Below are 18,299 nucleotides of genomic sequence, written 5' to 3'. Positions count from 1 at the left end.
AAATCCTGCCGGGGACAGATGCTCTCATGCCCGGGGTGGGAAGGAAATAGGGTCATGACGAATTTCGCGCAGAGACCTGGATGGCGACGGCCCGCCGGGCGGATTCCCTTGCCCGGCGGGCACCTGCCGCTCATCCTCTGGCCGGTTCAGCGCAGGAGAGGCCAGTGCCAGGGGATTGGGCGATTTGGGGCAGGGCCGTGCATGCGCCGGTGTCCGGCGCGGTGGAGGTTCTACCCCGTGCGCTGATGATTGTGGATGCGCAAGGTACGATCCGGGAGATGCGGCCCGATGTCTCCGCCCATGACCAGTCTCTCGGCTCGTGGCGTGCCCGGGGCCGGCTCACCGAACTCTCTCCCGCCCAGATGCTGCTGCCCGGCATGGTCGATCTCCATGTCCATGCGCCGCAATTCCCCCAGGCCGGCACGGCGCTGGACGTGCCGCTGGAGGACTGGCTGCAGCGCTCTACCTTCCCGCTCGAAAGCCGTTATGCCGACCTGGACTTCGCAACCGAGGTCTATGGGCAGCTGGTCGAGACGCTGCTTGCCCACGGCACCACGACGGCGCTTTATTTCGCAACGATCCATCTGCCCGCGACGCAGCGTCTGGCCCAAATTTGCCTTGAGAGAGGACAGCGCGCCCTGGTCGGCCGGGTCGCCATGGACCATCCCGATCAATGTCCGCCGTTCTACCGGGATCCCTCGGCCGCGCAGGCAATCGCCGATACCCGGGCCCTGATCGATTTCATCCGCGCGATGCCGGGGAACGAGGCGGGCTTGGTCTGCCCGGTGGTGACACCCCGTTTCGTACCCGCCTGTACCGATGCGCTGCTTGAGGGCTTGGGCGGGCTCGCCCGGGCCTGCGGCTGCCATGTGCAGACCCATTGCTCCGAAAGCGATTGGGAGCACGCCCATGTGCTGGCGCGGACGGGCCTGACGGATTCAGCGGTGCTGGACCGCCACGGCCTGCTCGGCCGGCACAGCGTATTGGCGCATGCGAATTTTCTGGAGCCGGCGGATCGTGCCCTGATCCATCGGCAGGGTGCGGGTATCGCGCATTGCCCGCTATCCAACGCCTTCTTCGCGGGCGCCGTGCTGCCGCTGCGCGAGATGCTGGCGGAGGGGCTGCATATCGGTCTCGGCAGCGACATCGCGGGCGGCCCCAGCGCCTCGCTCTTCGCTCAGGCGCGGATGGCGGTGGTGGCCTCCCGCCTGCGCGAAACCGGTACCGACAGCCGGAAGCCCGCGTCCACGCGCGGCACGCCTGGGGCGCGTATCGACTTTCGCACCGCGTTTCGCCTGGCAACGGCAGGCGGGGGCGAAGTGCTTGACCTGCCCGTCGGTCTTTTCCGGCCGGGTTATGCCTTTGACGCTCTTGTCGTCGAGTCGGGGCTGCCGGAAGGGGATCTCCGCTTCCAGCCCGAGGAGCCGGCCGAGACGATGCTGGAGAAAATCGTGATGACGGCAGGACGCGCCGATATCGCCCGGGTCTGGGTCGCGGGCAGGCTCGTCAAATCCCGGTGACTATGGTCATTTTGGCGGCATGGCCTGGCGGTTGTCACCCGCGGTCTGGCATGACACTTGCGTGAGCTCGGCGGTGCGCCTGACCGCCTGATAGGGAGACAACGTGGCTTTCCAGGAAATTCCGATTATCGATTTCGCCCCTATGCTGGGATCGGACCCGGCGGCGAAGCGTGCGCTGGCGGCCGAACTCCGGGCAGCCTGTACGGAAATTGGCTTCTTCTATATTAAGAATCATGGTGTAGCGCAGACGCTGATCGACGCGACCTTCGCCGAGTGCCCGCGCTTCTTTGGGCTTCCGCTCGAAGAGAAGATGGCGATCCACGTCCGTCGCTCGAAGAACAACAGCGGTTATACCCCGCTCCTGGAAGAGAATACGGACCCGACCGCCAAGGGCGATCTGCACGAGGCCTTCGATATCGCCCATGAACTGCCCGAAAGCGATCCGGATCGGGTGAACCACCCGACCCATTACGGCCCCAACCAGTGGCCGGCCGGTCTCGCTGGTTTCCAGGCCCAGCTGGAAGCCTATTACGCCGCGATGCTCGATCTCGGCCAGCGCCTCTTCAGCGCCTTTGCCCTTGCCCTTGATCTGCCTGAGGATTATTTCGCGCCGCTCGCTGACAAGCCGACGGCGATCATGCGCATCATCTCCTATCCGAGCCAGGACGGGCCGATCGACCCGAAGCAGATCGGGATTGGCGCGCATTCGGACTACGAGTGCTTCACTATCCTCTGCCAGGAAACGGTGCCGGCGCTGCAAGTGCAGAATCAGCAGGGCGAGTGGGTGGACGCGCCACCCATCCGCGGCACTTTCGTGATCAACATCGGCGACCAGATGGCGCGCTGGACCAACGACCTCTTCGCTTCCACCGTGCATCGCGCGATGAACGTCTCGGGCCGGGCGCGCTACTCCATTCCCTGCTTCGTCGGCTCCAATTTCGACACGCTGATCAAGGCGCTGCCCGGCACCGTCACGGCCGAGCGTCCGGCGAAATACCCGCCGGTCCTGGCCGGCGATTACGTTCAGGGGCGCCTCGACGCGACTTATGCCTATCGCCAGGAAGGACCCGAGACCGTGGGCTGAGCCCCGCCCGGCCCACTTCCTGCCAGCCTCTCTCCCAAGCCGCCTTAATCCTAGGAGGATCTTCGTGAAACGGCTTTCCCTGCTTGCTTCGGTCTTCGGCCTTTTCGGCTCTGTTGTCCTTGCGTCCCAGGCGCATGCGCAGGTCAAGCTTGATGGCCCACCGAAGGTTGCCTTCATCTATCTCGGCGCCATCAGCGACGGCGGCTGGACCGGCGCGCAGAACCGCGCGCGCCTCGTGCTCCAGAAGGAGTTCGGCAAGAAGATCCCCTATGTGGAGAACATCCCCGAGCAGACCGAGAAGGTCGAGCAGACGGTCGAACTCTTCATCAACCGCGGCTACAACGTGATCATCGGCGGCACCTACGGCTATGGTGACGCCTTCAAGGCCGAAGCCAAGGCTCATCCGAACGTGGCCTTCGTGAACATGGCCGGGGTCACCACCGCGCCGAACCTGGAAAGCCCGTATCCCAAAACCTTCCAGGGCTGGTACCTCGCGGGCTATGCCGCGGGCTCGGTGACGAAATCCAAGGTCATCGGCATGATCGAGGGCTTCCCGATTCCGACCGTGCTGTGGGACATCAACGCTTTCGCCCTCGGCGCCAAGGCTGCCAATCCCGGGACCGTGGCGAAGGTCGCCTTCGTCAATGCCTGGGACGATCCGGTGAAGGAAGGCCAGCTCGCCAACGCCATGATCGAGCAGGGCGCGGACGTCATCGCGACCGACATGGACAGCCCCGCCGCCATCGTGCAGGCGGAGAAGGCCGGTAAGTATTCGATTGGATATGAGAACGACATGTCGGCCGCCGCGCCGAAGACGATCATGACCTCGGTCGTCTTCCATTGGGACAAGATGCTGGTGCCGATGGTCCAGGCGCTGAAGGCCGGTACGTGGAAGAGCGCGGGCACCAGCCTCTACGGCATGGATGACGGCATGGTGGAGATCACCGAGCCTGTGAACCATGTCAGCGCCGATGTTCAAAAGAAGATCGACGACATGAAGGCGGAGATGATCGCCGGGAAGTTCGATCCCTTCACCGGCCCGATCAAGGCTCAGGACGGATCCGTCAAGGTCGACGCCGGCAAGGTGATGACGCTCGACCAGCTCTTCGGCATGAACTATCTGGTCGACAACGTCCAGGGCTCGATCAAGTAGGCAGCATGACCGTCTCGACCACCGACCGCACAACGATGGCCGCGGAGGATGCCGCGGCCGCTTTCCCGGTCGCGGTGCGCATGCTGGGCGTGACCAAGTCCTTCGGGGACCGCGTGGCACTTGCCGGGGCAGATCTCTCCGTGGCCTGGGGGGAAGTGCATGCCCTTCTCGGTGAGAACGGCGCCGGCAAATCCAGCTTGATGAACATCCTCGCCGGTTTCTACGGCGCGGATGGCGGGATCGTGGAGGTGTCGGGTCAACCTGTCGCCTTTGCTGAGCCCCGTGCGGCCTCGGCCGCCGGCATCGGCATGATCCATCAGCATTTCAAGCTCGTGGGGCCGCTCACCGTGCTTGAAAACCTGCGTCTCGCCTGCGCCGCCACTGCCGACTGGCGTACGCGTGACGCGGCGGTCTCCGCGATCAACGCGATGGCCGCCGATCTGGGTTTCGTCCTGCCTCTGGACGTGCGGGTGGACCAACTCTCGGTCTCCGAGCAGCAGAAGGTGGAAATCCTCAAGGTTCTGCTCGGCGGCGCGCGAATCCTGATCATGGACGAGCCGACGGCGGTGCTCGCCGAAAGCGAGGCGGCGGGCATGCTGCAACTCGCGCGGCGACTGGCCGATGACGGCCGTGCCGTTATCCTGATCACCCATAAGCTGCGTGACGTGAGTGCGACCGCCGATCGCGTGACGGTAATGCGTGCCGGCCGCACCGTGATCGACGGCGCGCCGGCCCAGGGCCTTTCGGCGGGCGAACTCGCGCGCGCCATGGTGGGCGGCGAGACGGCGGTGGTCCGCCGTGGGGCCGCCTCGGTCTCGGCCAAGGTCGTGATGGAGTTGAAGGATGTCTCCACACCGGCGGCGGAGCATGACGTACCCCTTCGCGATCTCTCGCTACGGCTGCATGTGGGCGAAATTCTCGGCATCGCGGGCCTCGGCGGCAACGGCCAGTCCGAACTGCTCGAAGCCATCATCGGCCTGCGCACGCCCACGTCCGGAGACATCATCATGCATGGGGAAAGCGCGCCCCTGGCACCCGCCGCCCGGCGGGAGGCGGGGCTGCGCTTCGTGCCCGCGGACCGGTTTCATCTTGGCCTCTTCGGCAGCCTGACACTCGCCGAAAATCTCGCCGTGCCGGCGCTCTCGGCCGCGCGGCCGGAGAAGCGCTGGTGGGTCACGCGCAGTTGGATGCGCGGCCGGGCGGAAGGCTCGATCCGCGATTACGAGATCGCCGGGGGTGTGGCGGACACCCAGGCGCGCCTGCTCTCGGGCGGCAATGCCCAGAAGCTGATCCTGGCGCGAGAATTCGAGGGCGATTTCTCCATCCTCGTCGTTCACTCGCCGGTGCGCGGGCTCGATGTGCGGGCTGCCGCCGCCGTGCAGAACCGCCTGCTGGAGGCCGCGGCGCGCGGCGCCGGGGTGCTCATGATCTCCGAGGATCTGGACGAGGTGCTGGCGCTTTCCAGCCGTGTCGCCGTCCTCTCCCATGGCCGCCTTTCAGAGGCCATGCCGATCGAACAGACCGACCGGGCCGAACTCGGCCGCCTGATCCTGGAAGGTGCCTGAATTGTCCGCGCTTCCCTATCGCCTCGTCCTCTCGCCGCGGCTCGCGGTGCCGCGCTGGCTAACGGCCGCGACGCTCGTCGGTGGCATCCTGTTCGGCCTGCTCTGCTGCGCCATCCTTCTCATCGCCTTCGGCGTGCCGGCGAACGACCTTGGCAACGAGTTCATCCTCTATGTCTTCGGCAACAAGGCCGGGCTGGACCAGACGTTTACGCGGGCGATTTCCCTCGTGCTCGTCTCCATGTCGGTGGCACTCTGCCTGCGCATCCGCTTCTGGAACATCGGCGTCGAGGGCCAGCTCTGGATGGGTGCGTTGGGGGCGACCGCCGTCAGCTTCTATCATGTCGGACCGTGGTTCCTGCGCATGCCGCTGATGATCCTGGCGGCGGCGGCGGGTGGCGCGCTCTGGTGCGGCATCGCGGCCGTCGCCAAGGTCCGCCTGCGTGCGGATGAGGTCATCACCACGCTGCTGCTGAACTACGTGGCCTATCTCCTGGCGCAGGACCTGCTCTACGGCATCTGGCGCAACCCATCGGACAGTTTTCCTGTGTCGCCGCCTTTCGCTTCCTATGAGCGACTGCCCGATTTCCCTGGCTGGCACTTGCATTACGGCCTCTTCATCGCCCTTATCGTCACCGTCTTCTGCTGGTGGCTGTGCCGCTACAGCCGCTTCGGCCTGCTCTCCAAGGCGGTGGCGGAGAATCGCACGGCCTCCCGTGCGCTCGGCATTCCGGTCGCCCGCATCACACTGATGACGGCCTGCCTCGCGGGGGCGGTGTCGGGCCTTGCCGGGTTCAGCATCACGGCCGGGGAGGAGCATCGGCTGACCCAGTTCGTGGGCAACGACTATATCTTTCCCTCCATCGCCATCGCCTATCTCGGCCGCGCCAATCCGGTCGGCGTGTTCATTGCCGCCTTGGCGGTCGCGGGCCTCTATACGGCGGGTGATTCGCTCAAAGCCTTCTATCAGCTGCCCAATACGATGGTGGTGACGATGGAGGCTTTCCTTCTCCTGACGGTCGCGGCTTTCGACGTCTTCGTGCGCTACCGCATCACCCTCATCAAAGCACGGCCGAAGCCGGTCGCGGCGGTGGGGGAGCGCGCGGCATGAGCGGCGTGATGAACGGTTTTCTGGGGGATTGGATCGGCGCGATCCCGGTTTTCGCGGCGCCCTATCTGCTGGCGACCACCGGCCTGATCATCAATGAGCGCGCGGGCGTGATGAATCTCGGCGCCGAGGGCATCATGTCCATGGGCGCCGTCGCCTCCGTCATCGCCATGCTGTCGGGTCTCGGCCTGCCGCTCGCGATCTTGCTCGGCTGCGTCTCGGCGCTCGGCATGACGATCCTCTTCGCGCTACTCACCGTGGTGTTGCGCCTGGAACAGGTGCTCTCGGGCCTTGTCATCTTCGCCTTCGGCGTCGGGCTTTCGGGCGTCATCGGCGACAGTTTCGCGAACCAGCCGATCAAGGCACTGGGACCGATCTTTCCCTCGCTCTTTGCGGGACTGCCGCGATGGCTGGCACGGCTGATCGACCAGGATCCGCTGACCTATCTCGCCTTCATTCTGCCCTTCATCCTTTGGTGGGTGCTGGAGCGGACGGAGCTTGGGCTGCGCCTGCGCTCGGTGGGCGAGAACGCGCCGGCCGCCGACGCGGCGGGGATCAATGTCATGGGCATGCGCTTCGGCGCGGTGCTCGTAGGCGGGATCGTGCTCGGCCTAGCGGGCGCGCATCTCAGTCTCGTGGGCTCCCAGGTCTGGGTCAGCGGCATGGTGAGCGGGCGCGGCTGGATCGCCGTCGCCCTCGTGACCTTCGCGCGCTGGAACAGCATTCGCGCGATCGGCGCGGCGGTGCTTTTCGGTGCCGTGCAGGCCATCATCCCGCTCGTTCTGTCGAGCGGCGCCCATGTGCCGATCTATCTCATCCAGATGCTGCCATATCTGGCGACGATCGCGGTACTGGCGGCTTCCGGCCTCGGGCGGCGGCGCTTCAGCGCCCAGCCCGAGGATCTCGCGCGGCCTTTCCTGCGCGAAGAGCGGCGGTAAGCCTCAGCCGAGCTTCGGCGCGTAGGCGGCGGCATCCACCATCGGCGGGCGGCCATCGAGGAAAAGGGATGCTTCGCGGGCCGGCGTCCGGGCGATGACGCGGCCGGATCTGACCACGACCAGGCGGGTGGCGCGCAGCCGGATCGCCTCGCTCGGGCTTTTCGCCTGCAGCAGCACGAAATCGGCGCGGCAGCCCGGCGCGATGCCGTAGCCTTCCAATCCCATCACCTGCGCGCCATGCGTCGTCACCGCCTCGAAACAGGTCCGCTGCGCCTCTTGCGACGTCATCTGCGCGACATGCAGGCCCATATGGGCGACTTCCAGCATGTCGCCCGAACCGAGCGAGTACCAGGGGTCCATGGTGCAATCCTGGCCGAAGGCGACGTTGACGCCGGCGGCAAGCAGTTCCGGCACCCGCGTCAGGCCGCGCCGCTTCGGATAGGTCTCCATCCGGCCTTGCAGCGTGATGTTGATGAGCGGGTTGGCGATGATGTTCATGCCGCTTTCGGCGATCAGCGCGATGAGCTTGGCCGCGTAGTAATTGTCCATCGAATGCATCGACGTCGTGTGCGAGGCGGTGGCGCGGTCGGCTAAGCCGAAGCGCAGGGCCTCCGACGCCATGGTCTCGACATGGCGGGAGAGGGGATCGTCGGTCTCGTCACAATGGATGTCGATGCGCAGTCCACGGTCGGCGGCGATGCGGAACAGGGCCTCCACGGATTGCCGGCCGGCTTCCATGGTGCGTTCGAAATGCGGAATGCCGCCGACGATTTCGATGCCTTTGTCGAGCGCGCGTTCGAGAAGGTCCACGGCCCCCGGCGAACGGTAGTAGCCGTCCTGCGGGAAAGCCACGAGTTGCAGGTCGATATAGGATTTCACCCGTTCGCGGACATCGAGCAGGGCGTCGACGGTGACGAGCCGGGGATCGCTGATATCGACATGGCTGCGAATGGCGAGCAGCCCATGCGAGACGGCGAGGTCGCAATAGCGCAGCGCGCGTTCCACCACAGCCTCGTGCGTCAGCATAGGCTTGAGTTCGCCCCAGAGCGCGATGCCCTCGAGCAGCGTGCCGGAGCGGTTGACGCGCGGAATCCCCAGCGACAGCGTCGCGTCCATGTGGAAATGCGGATCGACGAAGGGAGGCGAGAGGAGATGGCCGCCGGCCGCGAGCTCTTCCCGCGCTTCGGCCGCGAGCTTGGGCTCCACCGCGACGATGCGGCCCCCGGCGACGCCGATATCCTGGCCGGTGCGGCCGTCCGGGAGAATGGCGTCGCGGATGATGAGGTCGAGCGTCACGGTCAGCTTCCCGGCTTAAGGTGGTCGTAGGTCGCGGTCAGGCGTTCGCGCAGATAGTCGGCGCAGGAGATGGGGGCGTAGCGCGGCCTCTCCCCCGGCGCCAGACAGGTGGGCAGGGTCTCGACCACGGCATCCGGATTGGCATCCGCGAAGAAGGCGACGGAGTAACGCTCGGCCTTCGGGCGCGCTACGCGATGCGGGGTTGAGACATAAACGTCATTGGTCCAGCGCATCAGGCAGTCGCCGATATTGCAGACGAAGGCGCCGTCCACATGCGGTGCGTCGAGCCAGACGCCGTCCCGGCGGCGGACCTGCAGACCGGCGACGCCGTCGGTCGCCAGGATGGTGACATTGCCGTAGTCGGTATGTTCGCCGGCGCCGATCTCGGCGCCCTCTGTGGGTTCGCCTGCCGGGTAGTGCAGCAGGCGCAGCGTCGCGATCGGCCGGTCCATCTTGTCGGCGAAGAAATCCTCCGCGATGCCGAGATCGAGCGCGAAGCCGCGATGGATGGTGAGCTGGAGGGTCATGCAAGCGTCGTAATAGGCGAGCACCTGGTCCCGCCAGCCGGGCAGGTCGGGCCACAGATTGACGCCGCGAAACGGCTTGGCCGCCAGCACCTCGGGGTCATCGGCGGGCAGGTCGAAGCCGATGTTGAAGGCTTCCTTCTGGTCGGGGCTCGCCTTCGTATCCAGCCGCTCCCCCGCCACGCCGACATAGCCGCGGTTATGCGGCGACCGCTTGATGGACAGTTTTTCCTTTTCGGCCGCGGGCTGCGCGAAAAGCCGATGGGCTGCGGTGAAGATGCCCTTTGCCACCATCTCGGGGATGCCGTGGTTCTTGACGTAGAAGAAGCCGACATGGCGGCAGGCGGCACCGAGCCGGCCCGCCACGGCTTGGCGCTCCGAGAGATCGTTCGACCGCAGGCCGGCAAGGTCGATGATGGGAATTTCGTTCATGAAACCGTCCTTGCGTGCCCGGGCCTTGCGATGTCCGGCCATGTCACCCGCGCGGACGCAGCCTGTCCAGTCGTAGACGGTGCCGATCATCCGTCAGGCGGGTGGCGGCGAGCTTCAGCGCCAGCAGCGCGCCTGCGAAACTGCCTGAGAGCATCAGCCCCATGAGCAGGATTTGGTATTTCGCGGCGCCGATCGGGTCCATCCCCGCCAGCAACTGGCCGGTCATGATGCCGGGAAGGGTGATGATCCCAGCGGCGGCCATCTGGTTGATGGTGGGAATGAGGGCGGTGCGCAGCGCCTGGGTGGAGACGCCGTGCAGCGCCTGGCCTTTCGTGGCGCCGAGCGCAAGCCGCGCCTCGATTGCCCCGCGTTCACGCACCGCCGCAGAGAAAAAGACGTTAAGCGCAAGGCTGACGGCATTCATGACATTGCCGAGGATGATTCCAGCGAGCGGGATCGCCACCCGCGCATCGTACCAGGGCGACGGGCTGAGCGCGGTGAGCAGCGCCAGCACGACGATCGCGAAGCCGCAGACGACCGTGGGCAGGCCGCCCGCCATGTAGTGCCAGAGCCCGGCGAGCCGCCGTTCGGGCCGCGCACCCACCTCATAAACGACCGCCGCCGCCATGACCGCAAGCACGGCAAGAGTTACGATCGGATGGCCAATGCGGAAGACGATTCGCAGCACCTGGCCTACCAGGAGCAGTTGCGCCACCATCCGCAGGCTGGCCACCACCATCGGCCGGTGGATGCGGAAATCGAGCAGGAGCGACAGGCCGGCGCTGGCCAGCACCAGCGCCGCCGCAAGTGCGAGATCGGCTGGGGTGAGCGAGGGTGCGTTCACGGCCCGGCCAGTTCGGTCAACTGTCCAGCGGTCATGGCGAAGCGGCGGGTGGCGATGCGTGCGGCCTGTTCGGGATTATGCGAGACGATGATGGCGCCCATGCCGGCCGCCCGCCGCTCGGCGATCAGTGCTTCCACCAGCGTCGTCGATGCCGGGTCCAGCGCGCTGGTTGGCTCGTCCAACAGCAGGACCCGCGGATTTCGGATCAGGGCGCGAATGAGGCTCAGGCGTTGCCGCTCGCCGGAGGAAAGCTGGGAGACGGGTGCCTCCAGGATATCGGGACGCAGGCCGAGGCGGGAGAGCAGGGGGGCCGCTGCCATGCGGGGCGCCATGTGTTCGATGACCGTCTCGGCCCACCAGCCGGATTCGGCTGCGAGATAGCTCACCCGGGCACGCCAGGCGGGGGCGCTCATCTCCGCCCGTGTCTGGCCTTCGAGCTGCAGCACCCCCTCATTCGGGTCGAGATCGGCGATCATGCGCAGCAGCAGGCTCTTGCCGATCCCTGAAGGACCGGAGATCACCAGGCATTCCCCCGCCTCCAGATGAAAGGCGAAAGGCCCGCCGGGCAGACCATGCAGATCCCGGACATCGAGCAGCAGCGTCATCGAGAGAGCCCTATATCACGCCCTTCTCAGCCAGCGCGTCGATCTCCCCCGCAGGCAGCCCCAGTCGCCCGGCGAGCACGCTTCGGGTGTGCTCACCGAGTGTCGGCGGTGCGCTGCGGTATTCGGGCGGGGTTTCGGACATGCGGATGGGGTTTGCAACGAGCGCCACATCCACCCCCGTCGCATGGGGCAGGGAGATCTTCGCGCCGCGGGAGATGACTTGCGGGTCCTCGAACACCTCGCGCAGATTGTTGATCGGTCCGCAGGGCACCCCAGCCGTTTCGAGGTCTGAAATCCAGGCCTTGGTCGTGCGGGTGAGAGAGACGGCGGTGAAGGCCTCCACAAAGGCCGTCCGGTTCTCGACCCGGGCCCGGTTAGTCGCGAAGTCAGGCGAGACCGCCCATTCAGGATGCCCGGCGACGAGCGCGAGTTTCGCGAACTGGCTGTCATTGCCGACGGCCAGGATCATGGCGCCGTCCTGGGTCGGGAAATCCTGATAAGGCACGATATTCGGGTGGGCATTGCCCATGCGCTGAGGCGGGTTGCCGGTCGTCAGGTAGTTCATCGTCTGATTGGCGAGGCTCGCCACCTGCACGTCGAGCAAGGCGAGGTCGATATATTGCCCGCGGCCGGACGTTTCACGATGCGCAAGTGCGGCGAGGATGGCGTTCGAGGCATAGAGCCCGGTCAGTACGTCAGTGAGTGCCACGCCCACCTTCTGCGGCCCGGCGCCGGGCTCGCCATCCCGCCTGCCGGTAATGCTCATCAGGCCGCCCATGCCTTGGATGAGAAAGTCGTAGCCCGCCCGTTCGGCATAGGGCCCGGTCTGGCCGAAGCCGGTGATGGAGCAATAGACGAGGCGGGGATTGATGGGTGCGAGGCTCTCGTAATCGAGGCCGTACTGCTTCAACCCGCCGAGCTTGAAATTCTCGAGCACGACATCGGACTGGGCGGCGAGCGCGCGGACCAGGGCCTGGCCCTCGGGGCGGGTGAAATCGACCGTGACGGACTGCTTATTGCGGTTGGCACAGAGGAAATAGGCGGCGTCCCGCGTGTCCCGGCCTTGCGGATCCTTCAGGAAGGGCGGCCCCCAGGCGCGGGTATCGTCCCCGGTCACCGGCCGCTCGATCTTGATCACGTCCGCGCCGAGATCGCCGAGCAACTGGCTTGCCCAAGGGCCAGCCAGAACGCGGGAGAGGTCTAGTACGCGAATATGCGACAGCGCGCCGGCCATGGGTCATCCTTGATAGGCTATGCCCACCCACAGGATACCAGGGCGCGCGGTTGATCAAGCCGTGCGCCCGTGCTCTGTCGCCCGAAGACGATCGCTGAAGCCACCCGAGGAGTGCCCGCGATGACAGAATTCAACCAGCCGGTCGATGCCGCACTCGTGCCGCGCTTTGCGGGCCATTCCACCTTCATGCGCCTGCCGACGGTCACCTCGGCCGTGGGTCTGGACGTGGCACTCATCGGCGTGCCCTTCGACGGCGGCACGACCAATCGCGCCGGCGCCCGCCACGGGCCACGGGAGATTCGCAACCAGTCGAGCCTGATGCGCCGCTTCAACCACGCGACGCAGATCTCGCCCTATGACGTGCTGCAGGTCGCCGATCTGGGCGATTGCCCGGTGAACCCGATCGACCTGCGCGATTCGCTCAGCCGCATCGAGGGCTTCTTTGCCGAGGTCGTAGCGGCGGGGGCGGTGCCGCTGACGGCGGGGGGCGACCATCTTATCACCTATCCCATCCTACGCGCGGTGGGAAAAGCGGCGCCAGTCGGCCTCATCCATTTCGACGCCCATTCCGACACCAACGACACCTATTTCGGCGACAACCCCTATACTCACGGCTCGCCCTTCCGCCGGGCGATTGAGGATGGCGTGCTGGACCCCCGGCGCATAGTGCAGATCGGCCTGCGCGGCTCGCTCTACACGGCGGAGGATCATGCCTGGGCCCGCACCCAGGGCATTCGCCAAATCTATGTCGAGGAATTCGTGTCCCGTGGTGTCGATGCGGTGATGGACGAGGCGCTGGAGATCGCAGGCACGGGCCCCACCTATGTCTCCTTCGACATCGACAGCATTGACCCCTCGATGGCGATCGGCACGGGAACGCCGGAGATCGGCGGCTTCACCACGCGAGAGGCGCAGTTCATGCTGCGGCGCCTCGGCGCGGTTCGGATCGTGGGCGCTGATGTGGTCGAGGTGGCACCACCCTTCGACCCCTCGGGACTGACCGCGTTGACCGGCGCCACCATGATGTTCGAACTGCTCTGTGCCATCGCGGCCGGACGACGGGAGTAAGAGTAAGGATGAGCGAGAGCTACTTCTATGAGCAGGCTTCGGGTCACGGTCTGCCGCATGATCCGCTGAAGGCAATCATCGCGCCGCGACCCATCGGCTGGATTTCGAGCGTCGACGCGGAGGGGCGGGTGAACCTCGCCCCCTACAGTTTTTTCAATATGGTCTCGGACAGGCCGCCCATGGTCATGTTCTCCAGCAACGGCTGGAAAGACAGTGTGCGGAATGTGGAGGAGACGGGCGAGTTCGTGGCCAATCTCGCAGGCTTCGCGCTCGCCCAGGCGATGAACACCACCTCGGCCTCCGTTCCCCATGAAGTGGACGAGATGGAACTGGCCGAGCTCGCGAAGGCGCCGTCCCGGCTCGTGCGGCCGCCCCGCGTCGCCGCCGCGGCAGCCGCGCTCGAATGCCGGCGGATTTCCATCACCCATTTGCGTGGGCTCGATGGCGCGCCCTCCTCGAACTACATGGTAGTGGGCCAGGTCGTCGCCGTGCATATCGACCCGGCCTTCCTCAAAAACGGGCGCTTCGATACCGCTGCCGCGGCACCCTTGGGTCGCTGCGGCTATCGTGGCGACTACGCCACCGCCGACCGGATTTTCGAAATGATCCGCCCCACCTGAGGGAAACGGGTCGGGGCGTGCCGTGGCACGCCCCAGCACCTCATTTCATCTGGATGAGGATCACGTCTCCCCCCAGGCTGAGCATGAGGCCGGTGCGCTTCGCGGCGAGATGCAGGACGACGCCGGCATCGTTCTTCAGCCAGAGGTCGCCGTGGCTTTCTGTGCCGAAGGCATAGCCCATGCGGCCCTGCACGTAGGAGCCCGGGAACTGCGCCACGGACTTCAGGTTGTAGACCTCGCCCGTCGCGTCGATTGTGGAAGCGCCGATGCCGCCCACGCCGAGACCGCCGATGACGAAGGGATAGGTGCGGCCCTGATAGGTGAGGGTGCCATCGCCGCCATTGCCGCTGCCGATGAAGGCGGCCTGCACCTGGTGCATGACGATAGTACCATCCGGTATCTTACCTGCGGCGGCATTTTGCGCGCCGTTGTTCCCAGCGCAGCCGGCGAGAAGTGCCAGTGCGGGGAGCAGGGCCAGGAGGCCAAGACGCCGCCGCTGCGGCGTCGGGCCACAAGTCTCAGGATGACGTTTGACGAAGGGTCTGGTCATGCTCTCTCTTCCATCATCGAAACGGGGATGGCCGCACGCCGTTGTCATCGAACAACGCCACCGACTTGCGGCTTGACGCCCTCGCCGAAACGCTATCAGGTCGTGACGAATGTGAAAACAGGCGGCAGGACCGTCAACCAGGGATTCAGCATGTGAGGTTCGGGCGTCTTCCCTGATGGCATTCTCATCTCTCGTCGAGGATGCCCCGTCCGATACGACGACGGAACCGCATCCCCTCATCTGCCGTCACTGCGGATTGCTGCAGCGCGTACCGGCAATGACGCCGCCGGCGGTGGTTCTCTGCGCGCGCTGTGGTGTGACGCTCAGGCGGGTGCAGCACGATTCTCTCGGCCGCTGCCTGGCCATGACGCTGACGGCGCTTCTCTGCTTCGCCATCGCCTGCTCCATGCCGCTGATGCGGGTGAGCACATCGGGCATCTCGCTGGGCGCCGATCTCTTCAGCGGGCCGGAACGGCTGACCCAACAAGGCATCTGGGAACTCGCCCTGGTCGTGATCTTCACAACGGTCGGCGCACCCTTTCTGAAACTCCTCGGTACCGCCTATGTTCTCATTGGGTTGCGCTTGCCGCGGCCGCCGCGCCACCTGCCTCGCGTCTTCGGCCTGGTGGAGCGCCTGCGCGCCTGGGCGATGGTGGAAGTCTATCTGCTCGGCGTTTTTGTTGCCTACGTCAAACTTGTCGACATGGTGCACATCGACGTAGGCTATGCCGTTTTTGCTCTGGTCGGGCTGATGATCGCCATGGTGGCGGCGGACGCGACGCTCGACCGGCAGGCAGTCTGGGAGGAGATGGAACGGCGCGGCATCACGCAACATCCCCCGGCCCCCACGCCGGCCGGCACGGCGATGCAGGCAGGCCGCCAGCGGACGTTCCTCGCCTGCGAGACCTGCGAGAAAGTCGCCGTCGCCGAAGGTGCAGGGCCGCATGAATGCCGGCGCTGCGGCAGCCTGCTCCATGATCGCAAGCCGCGCGGCATCGCGCGTTGCTGGGCGCTTCTGATCGCCGCTGCCGTGCTCTACATTCCCGCCAATGTCTATCCGGTGCTGACCGTCGTGCAGATGGGATCGGGCATGCCGAGCACGATCCTGGGCGGGGTGGAGGAGCTGGTCGCGGCAAAAATGTATCCGCTCGCCGCCATTGTCTTCATCGCCAGCATCATGGTGCCGATGCTGAAGTTGCTCGGCCTCGCCATCCTGCTTGTGATGACGCAGTTCAGCCGTGATGAGCGGCTGGTCGATCGCGTGCGGCTCTATCGCATCATCGCTGTTATCGGCCGCTGGTCGATGATCGACATTTTCATGGAATCCATTCTTGTGGCGCTGGTCCAGTTCGGCGCCATCGTGACGATCGAGCCGGGTGTCGGCGCGGTCGCCTTCGCGGGGGTCGTGATCCTCACGATCTTCGCAGCGGAAGCCTTCGATCCCCGGGTGATGTGGGATGCAGCCAGCGCCGGCAGGAGCCAATGAGCGAAGCCCCCATGGAAACAGCCGCCGTTAGAACGCGAGGGCGGCGCCGCATCTCCCTCATCTGGGCGATCCCCGCCATCAGCCTCGCCGTCGGCGGTTGGCTGGTCTGGGACACCTATGCGAAGCGTGGCCCCAAGGTCACCATCACCTTCGACCAGGGCGATGGGCTGACGGCGGGGCAATCCGTCGTCAAGCACCGGGATGTGACGCTCGGCACCGTGACCGCGGTGAAGCTCACCCCGGACATGAACCATGTGAACGTCACGGTACAGATGACGCGGGATGCGACGCCGCTGATCTCGGACCAAACCAAATTCTGGATCGTGCGGCCGCGCTTCTTCGCGGGCAGTTTTTCCGGTCTCGGCACGCTGCTCTCGGGTCCCTATATCGATCTTCTGCCGGGTGCCGCGCGCGGCAAGTCCGCGACCCATTTCGTCGGCCTCGAAGACCCGCCCGTGCTGCAATCCGCAATCCCCGGCCGCACCTTTCTTCTGCAGGCCAAGCGCATCGGCTCCGTCTCGCTGGGCGCGCCGGTGTTCTTCCGGGATCTCCAGGTCGGCCAGATTCTTGGCTGGGACATCGGGGACATGGCGCGGGAGGTGACGATTCATGCCTTCGTCCGCGCGCCGTATGACGCCTACGTCCAAGACGACAGCCAGTTCTGGAATGCCTCCGGGCTTTCCATCAATCTCGGTGCGGAGGGGGTGCAGGTTCAGGTGCAGTCGCTCAATGCGCTGCTGCTCGGCGGGGTTGCCTTCTCGACGCCCGACGAATCGACGCAGAACGCCGAGAGCGCTCCCAACCATGAATTTCCGCTCTATCTCAGTCAGGATGACGCCAAGCAGGCGGTTTATGACCGCAAGGTCAATTTCGTCTCCTATTTCACCGGATCTGTCGCGGGGCTTGGACCCGGTTCGCCCGTCACCCTGCACGGGCTCAAAATCGGCGAGGTCACTGGCGTCGACATGGTCTACGATGCCAAATCACACCAGATCCTGGCGCCGGTGCATTTCGAGATTCAGCCCCAGCGCATCAAGAACATCAACCAGGAGGTGGTGGCCGCCGGCCCGCTCACCAATCTGCGCATCCTCGTCGCTCGCGGCGCCCGCGCCCAGATCCAGAAGGCTAATCTGCTCACCGGGCAGAGCGAGATCGCGATTGTCGACGTGCCCGACGCGCCCAAGGCCGACGTGACGGTCCAGGGCACGGATATCGTTTTCCCGACCGCGCCGGGCGCCTTCGATTCGATCAGTTCTTCAGTCACCAGCCTGCTCAACAAGATCAACGCCATGCCGTTCGACCAGATGTCCGCGAGCCTGACATCGATGCTCGACGGGCTGAACAAGATCACGAACGGGCCTGAGACCAAGCAGGCAGTGAGTGCGCTGTCGAAAACGCTGGTTCAGTCGGAAACGCTCGTCAAGCAGCTCAATACGGATGTCGGGCCGGCTCTCAAAAGCCTGCCGCAGTTGACGAAGCAGTTGAAGACCGCCGTCGGCAGCCTCAACACCGTGCTGGTGTCCGCCAATACGGGCTATGGCGCGGACAGCCATTTCAGCCGCCAGCTTGATCGCTTGATGGCGCAATTCAATGACATGGCTCAGTCCTTCCGGACGCTGGCCGATTTGCTCGCGAGCCATCCGGAAGCGTTGCTCCGCGGCCGCACGAACACGGGAATGGAGAAATGATGCCGACGCGCCGACAGTTTTCTCTCAGTCTCCTGGTCCTCGCAGCTCTTCCGGCGGGGTGCGGCTCGCCCAATCCCGACCTCCTCACGCTTGACGCCGTGCCGGGCGTGGTGCGGCCTGGCGGACCGCACACCGTGCTGCTGCAGGATATCGCGGTCGCCCCCTATCTCGATCGCAAGGCGATCGTCCGTTCCTCGGAGGGGTATCACATCGAGGTCGCGACCAACGACTGGTGGGGCGAACCCTTTACCGCCATGCTCGGGCGCGTGCTGTCGGCCGAAATCGAGCAGCGCCTGCCCGCCACAACCGTGTTCACGGAGGCGAGCGCCGTCGATGTCCGCCCGAATGCAACCGTCGCGATCAACATCACGCGCTTCGACGAGGCCGTGAACGGCAGCGTCGTGTTAGTCGCGCAGATGGGGGTCAGCTTCGCGCACAAGCCGCGCGCGACGGTGACGGAGGGGATTCGCTTCGTCGTCCCCGTGACAGGCAAGGGTGTAACGGCGCAGGCCGCGTCTATGAGCGTCGCTCTGGGCCGCCTCTCCGACCGTGTCGCCGAGGCGCTTGCCCGCTAGGCGCCCCGGCTG

The 18,299-nt window shown here is 65.7% G+C and carries 17 protein-coding genes; 11 read left to right on the top strand and 6 right to left on the bottom strand.

What is annotated here, in order from left to right:
- Window positions 1-80: 80 nt before the first annotated feature.
- From guaD to VL752_RS15240, 6 genes are all read left to right on the top strand, one after another.
- Window positions 81-1,520: a guanine deaminase gene (gene guaD / locus VL752_RS15265; RefSeq protein WP_325356715.1), complete on the top strand. Its 1,440-nt coding sequence runs from the start codon at window positions 81-83 to the stop codon at window positions 1,518-1,520.
- Between the two features lie 103 nt (window positions 1,521-1,623).
- Window positions 1,624-2,604 carry an isopenicillin N synthase family dioxygenase gene (locus VL752_RS15260; protein ID WP_325356714.1) on the top strand — a complete coding sequence of 327 codons (981 nt, stop codon included), beginning with the start codon at window positions 1,624-1,626 and terminating at the stop codon, window positions 2,602-2,604.
- A 64-nt stretch (window positions 2,605-2,668) separates the two neighbouring features.
- Window positions 2,669-3,757: a BMP family ABC transporter substrate-binding protein gene (locus tag VL752_RS15255; protein WP_325356713.1), complete on the top strand. Its 1,089-nt coding sequence runs from the start codon at window positions 2,669-2,671 to the stop codon at window positions 3,755-3,757.
- A 5-nt stretch (window positions 3,758-3,762) separates the two neighbouring features.
- Window positions 3,763-5,322, top strand: a complete 1,560-nt coding sequence (locus VL752_RS15250; protein ID WP_325356712.1) for an ABC transporter ATP-binding protein — start codon at window positions 3,763-3,765, stop codon at window positions 5,320-5,322.
- On the top strand, window positions 5,315-6,430 hold the full coding sequence (locus tag VL752_RS15245; RefSeq protein ID WP_325356711.1) for an ABC transporter permease: 1,116 nt from the start codon (window positions 5,315-5,317) through the stop codon (window positions 6,428-6,430). Before VL752_RS15250 ends, VL752_RS15245 begins: the two co-directional genes overlap by 8 nt.
- Window positions 6,427-7,365: an ABC transporter permease gene (locus tag VL752_RS15240; RefSeq protein ID WP_325356710.1), complete on the top strand. Its 939-nt coding sequence runs from the start codon at window positions 6,427-6,429 to the stop codon at window positions 7,363-7,365. The genes VL752_RS15245 and VL752_RS15240 overlap by 4 nt, the downstream gene beginning before the upstream one ends.
- A gap of 3 nt (window positions 7,366-7,368) precedes the next feature.
- Here VL752_RS15240 and VL752_RS15235 read toward each other — a convergent pair whose 3' ends face one another.
- The 5 genes from VL752_RS15235 to VL752_RS15215 are packed head-to-tail and all read right to left on the bottom strand — an operon-like array spanning window position 7,369 to window position 12,300.
- Window positions 7,369-8,661 carry an amidohydrolase family protein gene (locus VL752_RS15235; RefSeq protein WP_325356709.1) on the bottom strand — a complete coding sequence of 431 codons (1,293 nt, stop codon included), beginning with the start codon at window positions 8,659-8,661 and terminating at the stop codon, window positions 7,369-7,371.
- A 2-nt stretch (window positions 8,662-8,663) separates the two neighbouring features.
- Window positions 8,664-9,617 carry an isopenicillin N synthase family dioxygenase gene (locus tag VL752_RS15230; protein WP_325356708.1) on the bottom strand — a complete coding sequence of 318 codons (954 nt, stop codon included), beginning with the start codon at window positions 9,615-9,617 and terminating at the stop codon, window positions 8,664-8,666.
- Between the two features lie 43 nt (window positions 9,618-9,660).
- Entirely contained in the window at window positions 9,661-10,461 is an 801-nt protein-coding gene (locus VL752_RS15225; protein ID WP_325356707.1) for an ABC transporter permease, read from the bottom strand.
- Complete coding sequence (locus tag VL752_RS15220; protein ID WP_325356706.1) at window positions 10,458-11,066, bottom strand: ABC transporter ATP-binding protein; 609 nt, start codon at window positions 11,064-11,066, stop codon at window positions 10,458-10,460. Before VL752_RS15220 ends, VL752_RS15225 begins: the two co-directional genes overlap by 4 nt.
- A 10-nt stretch (window positions 11,067-11,076) precedes the next feature.
- Window positions 11,077-12,300: a CaiB/BaiF CoA transferase family protein gene (locus VL752_RS15215; protein ID WP_325356705.1), complete on the bottom strand. Its 1,224-nt coding sequence runs from the start codon at window positions 12,298-12,300 to the stop codon at window positions 11,077-11,079.
- Window positions 12,301-12,420: 120 nt separating this feature from the next.
- Between VL752_RS15215 and speB the strand changes: the two genes are divergently transcribed.
- Together speB and VL752_RS15205 are read left to right on the top strand one after the other, a co-directional pair.
- Window positions 12,421-13,368 carry an agmatinase gene (gene speB / locus VL752_RS15210; RefSeq protein ID WP_325356704.1) on the top strand — a complete coding sequence of 316 codons (948 nt, stop codon included), beginning with the start codon at window positions 12,421-12,423 and terminating at the stop codon, window positions 13,366-13,368.
- A gap of 8 nt (window positions 13,369-13,376) precedes the next feature.
- A complete protein-coding gene (locus VL752_RS15205) occupies window positions 13,377-13,988 on the top strand; it encodes a flavin reductase family protein (RefSeq protein ID WP_325356703.1) in 612 nt (203 codons plus the stop codon).
- 40 nt (window positions 13,989-14,028) lie between these two features.
- On the opposite strand, the gene VL752_RS15200 is transcribed toward VL752_RS15205, so the two are convergent.
- Window positions 14,029-14,538: a hypothetical protein gene (locus VL752_RS15200; RefSeq protein ID WP_325356702.1), complete on the bottom strand. Its 510-nt coding sequence runs from the start codon at window positions 14,536-14,538 to the stop codon at window positions 14,029-14,031.
- 175 nt (window positions 14,539-14,713) lie between these two features.
- On the opposite strand from VL752_RS15200, the gene VL752_RS15195 reads away from it, so the two are divergent.
- Genes VL752_RS15195 through VL752_RS15185 form a run of 3 tightly spaced genes read left to right on the top strand, consistent with a single transcriptional unit; the run spans window position 14,714 to window position 18,287 of the window.
- Entirely contained in the window at window positions 14,714-16,024 is a 1,311-nt protein-coding gene (locus VL752_RS15195; RefSeq protein ID WP_325356701.1) for a paraquat-inducible protein A, read from the top strand.
- Window positions 16,021-17,712 carry an intermembrane transport protein PqiB gene (locus tag VL752_RS15190; RefSeq protein ID WP_325356700.1) on the top strand — a complete coding sequence of 564 codons (1,692 nt, stop codon included), beginning with the start codon at window positions 16,021-16,023 and terminating at the stop codon, window positions 17,710-17,712. Before VL752_RS15195 ends, VL752_RS15190 begins: the two co-directional genes overlap by 4 nt.
- The gene (locus VL752_RS15185; RefSeq protein WP_325356699.1) at window positions 17,709-18,287 is read left to right on the top strand and encodes a PqiC family protein; all 579 of its coding nucleotides are present in this window, start codon (window positions 17,709-17,711) and stop codon (window positions 18,285-18,287) included. The genes VL752_RS15190 and VL752_RS15185 overlap by 4 nt, the downstream gene beginning before the upstream one ends.
- Window positions 18,288-18,299 lie beyond the last annotated feature (12 nt).

The sequence above is a fragment of the Acidisoma sp. genome (assembly GCF_035492295.1).
GTDB lineage: Bacteria > Pseudomonadota > Alphaproteobacteria > Acetobacterales > Acetobacteraceae > Acidisoma.
The sequence above is the reverse complement of the archived record's forward strand: the minus strand, read 5'-3'. Positions and strand labels throughout refer to the sequence as shown.

What these genes read in the sequence shown, in the direction of transcription:
- guaD (WP_325356715.1), top strand. Translation starts at nt 81, where the DNA reads ATGGCGACGGCCCGCCGGGCGGATTCCCTTGCCCGGCGGGCACCTGCC.
- VL752_RS15250 (WP_325356712.1), top strand. Translation starts at nt 3,763, where the DNA reads ATGACCGTCTCGACCACCGACCGCACAACGATGGCCGCGGAGGATGCC.
- VL752_RS15240 (WP_325356710.1), top strand. Translation starts at nt 6,427, where the DNA reads ATGAGCGGCGTGATGAACGGTTTTCTGGGGGATTGGATCGGCGCGATC.
- VL752_RS15230 (WP_325356708.1), bottom strand. Translation starts at nt 9,617, where the DNA reads ATGAACGAAATTCCCATCATCGACCTTGCCGGCCTGCGGTCGAACGAT.
- VL752_RS15220 (WP_325356706.1), bottom strand. Translation starts at nt 11,066, where the DNA reads ATGACGCTGCTGCTCGATGTCCGGGATCTGCATGGTCTGCCCGGCGGG.
- VL752_RS15215 (WP_325356705.1), bottom strand. Translation starts at nt 12,300, where the DNA reads ATGGCCGGCGCGCTGTCGCATATTCGCGTACTAGACCTCTCCCGCGTT.
- speB (WP_325356704.1), top strand. Translation starts at nt 12,421, where the DNA reads ATGACAGAATTCAACCAGCCGGTCGATGCCGCACTCGTGCCGCGCTTT.
- VL752_RS15205 (WP_325356703.1), top strand. Translation starts at nt 13,377, where the DNA reads ATGAGCGAGAGCTACTTCTATGAGCAGGCTTCGGGTCACGGTCTGCCG.
- VL752_RS15200 (WP_325356702.1), bottom strand. Translation starts at nt 14,538, where the DNA reads ATGACCAGACCCTTCGTCAAACGTCATCCTGAGACTTGTGGCCCGACG.
- VL752_RS15195 (WP_325356701.1), top strand. Translation starts at nt 14,714, where the DNA reads ATGGCATTCTCATCTCTCGTCGAGGATGCCCCGTCCGATACGACGACG.
- VL752_RS15190 (WP_325356700.1), top strand. Translation starts at nt 16,021, where the DNA reads ATGAGCGAAGCCCCCATGGAAACAGCCGCCGTTAGAACGCGAGGGCGG.
- VL752_RS15185 (WP_325356699.1), top strand. Translation starts at nt 17,709, where the DNA reads ATGATGCCGACGCGCCGACAGTTTTCTCTCAGTCTCCTGGTCCTCGCA.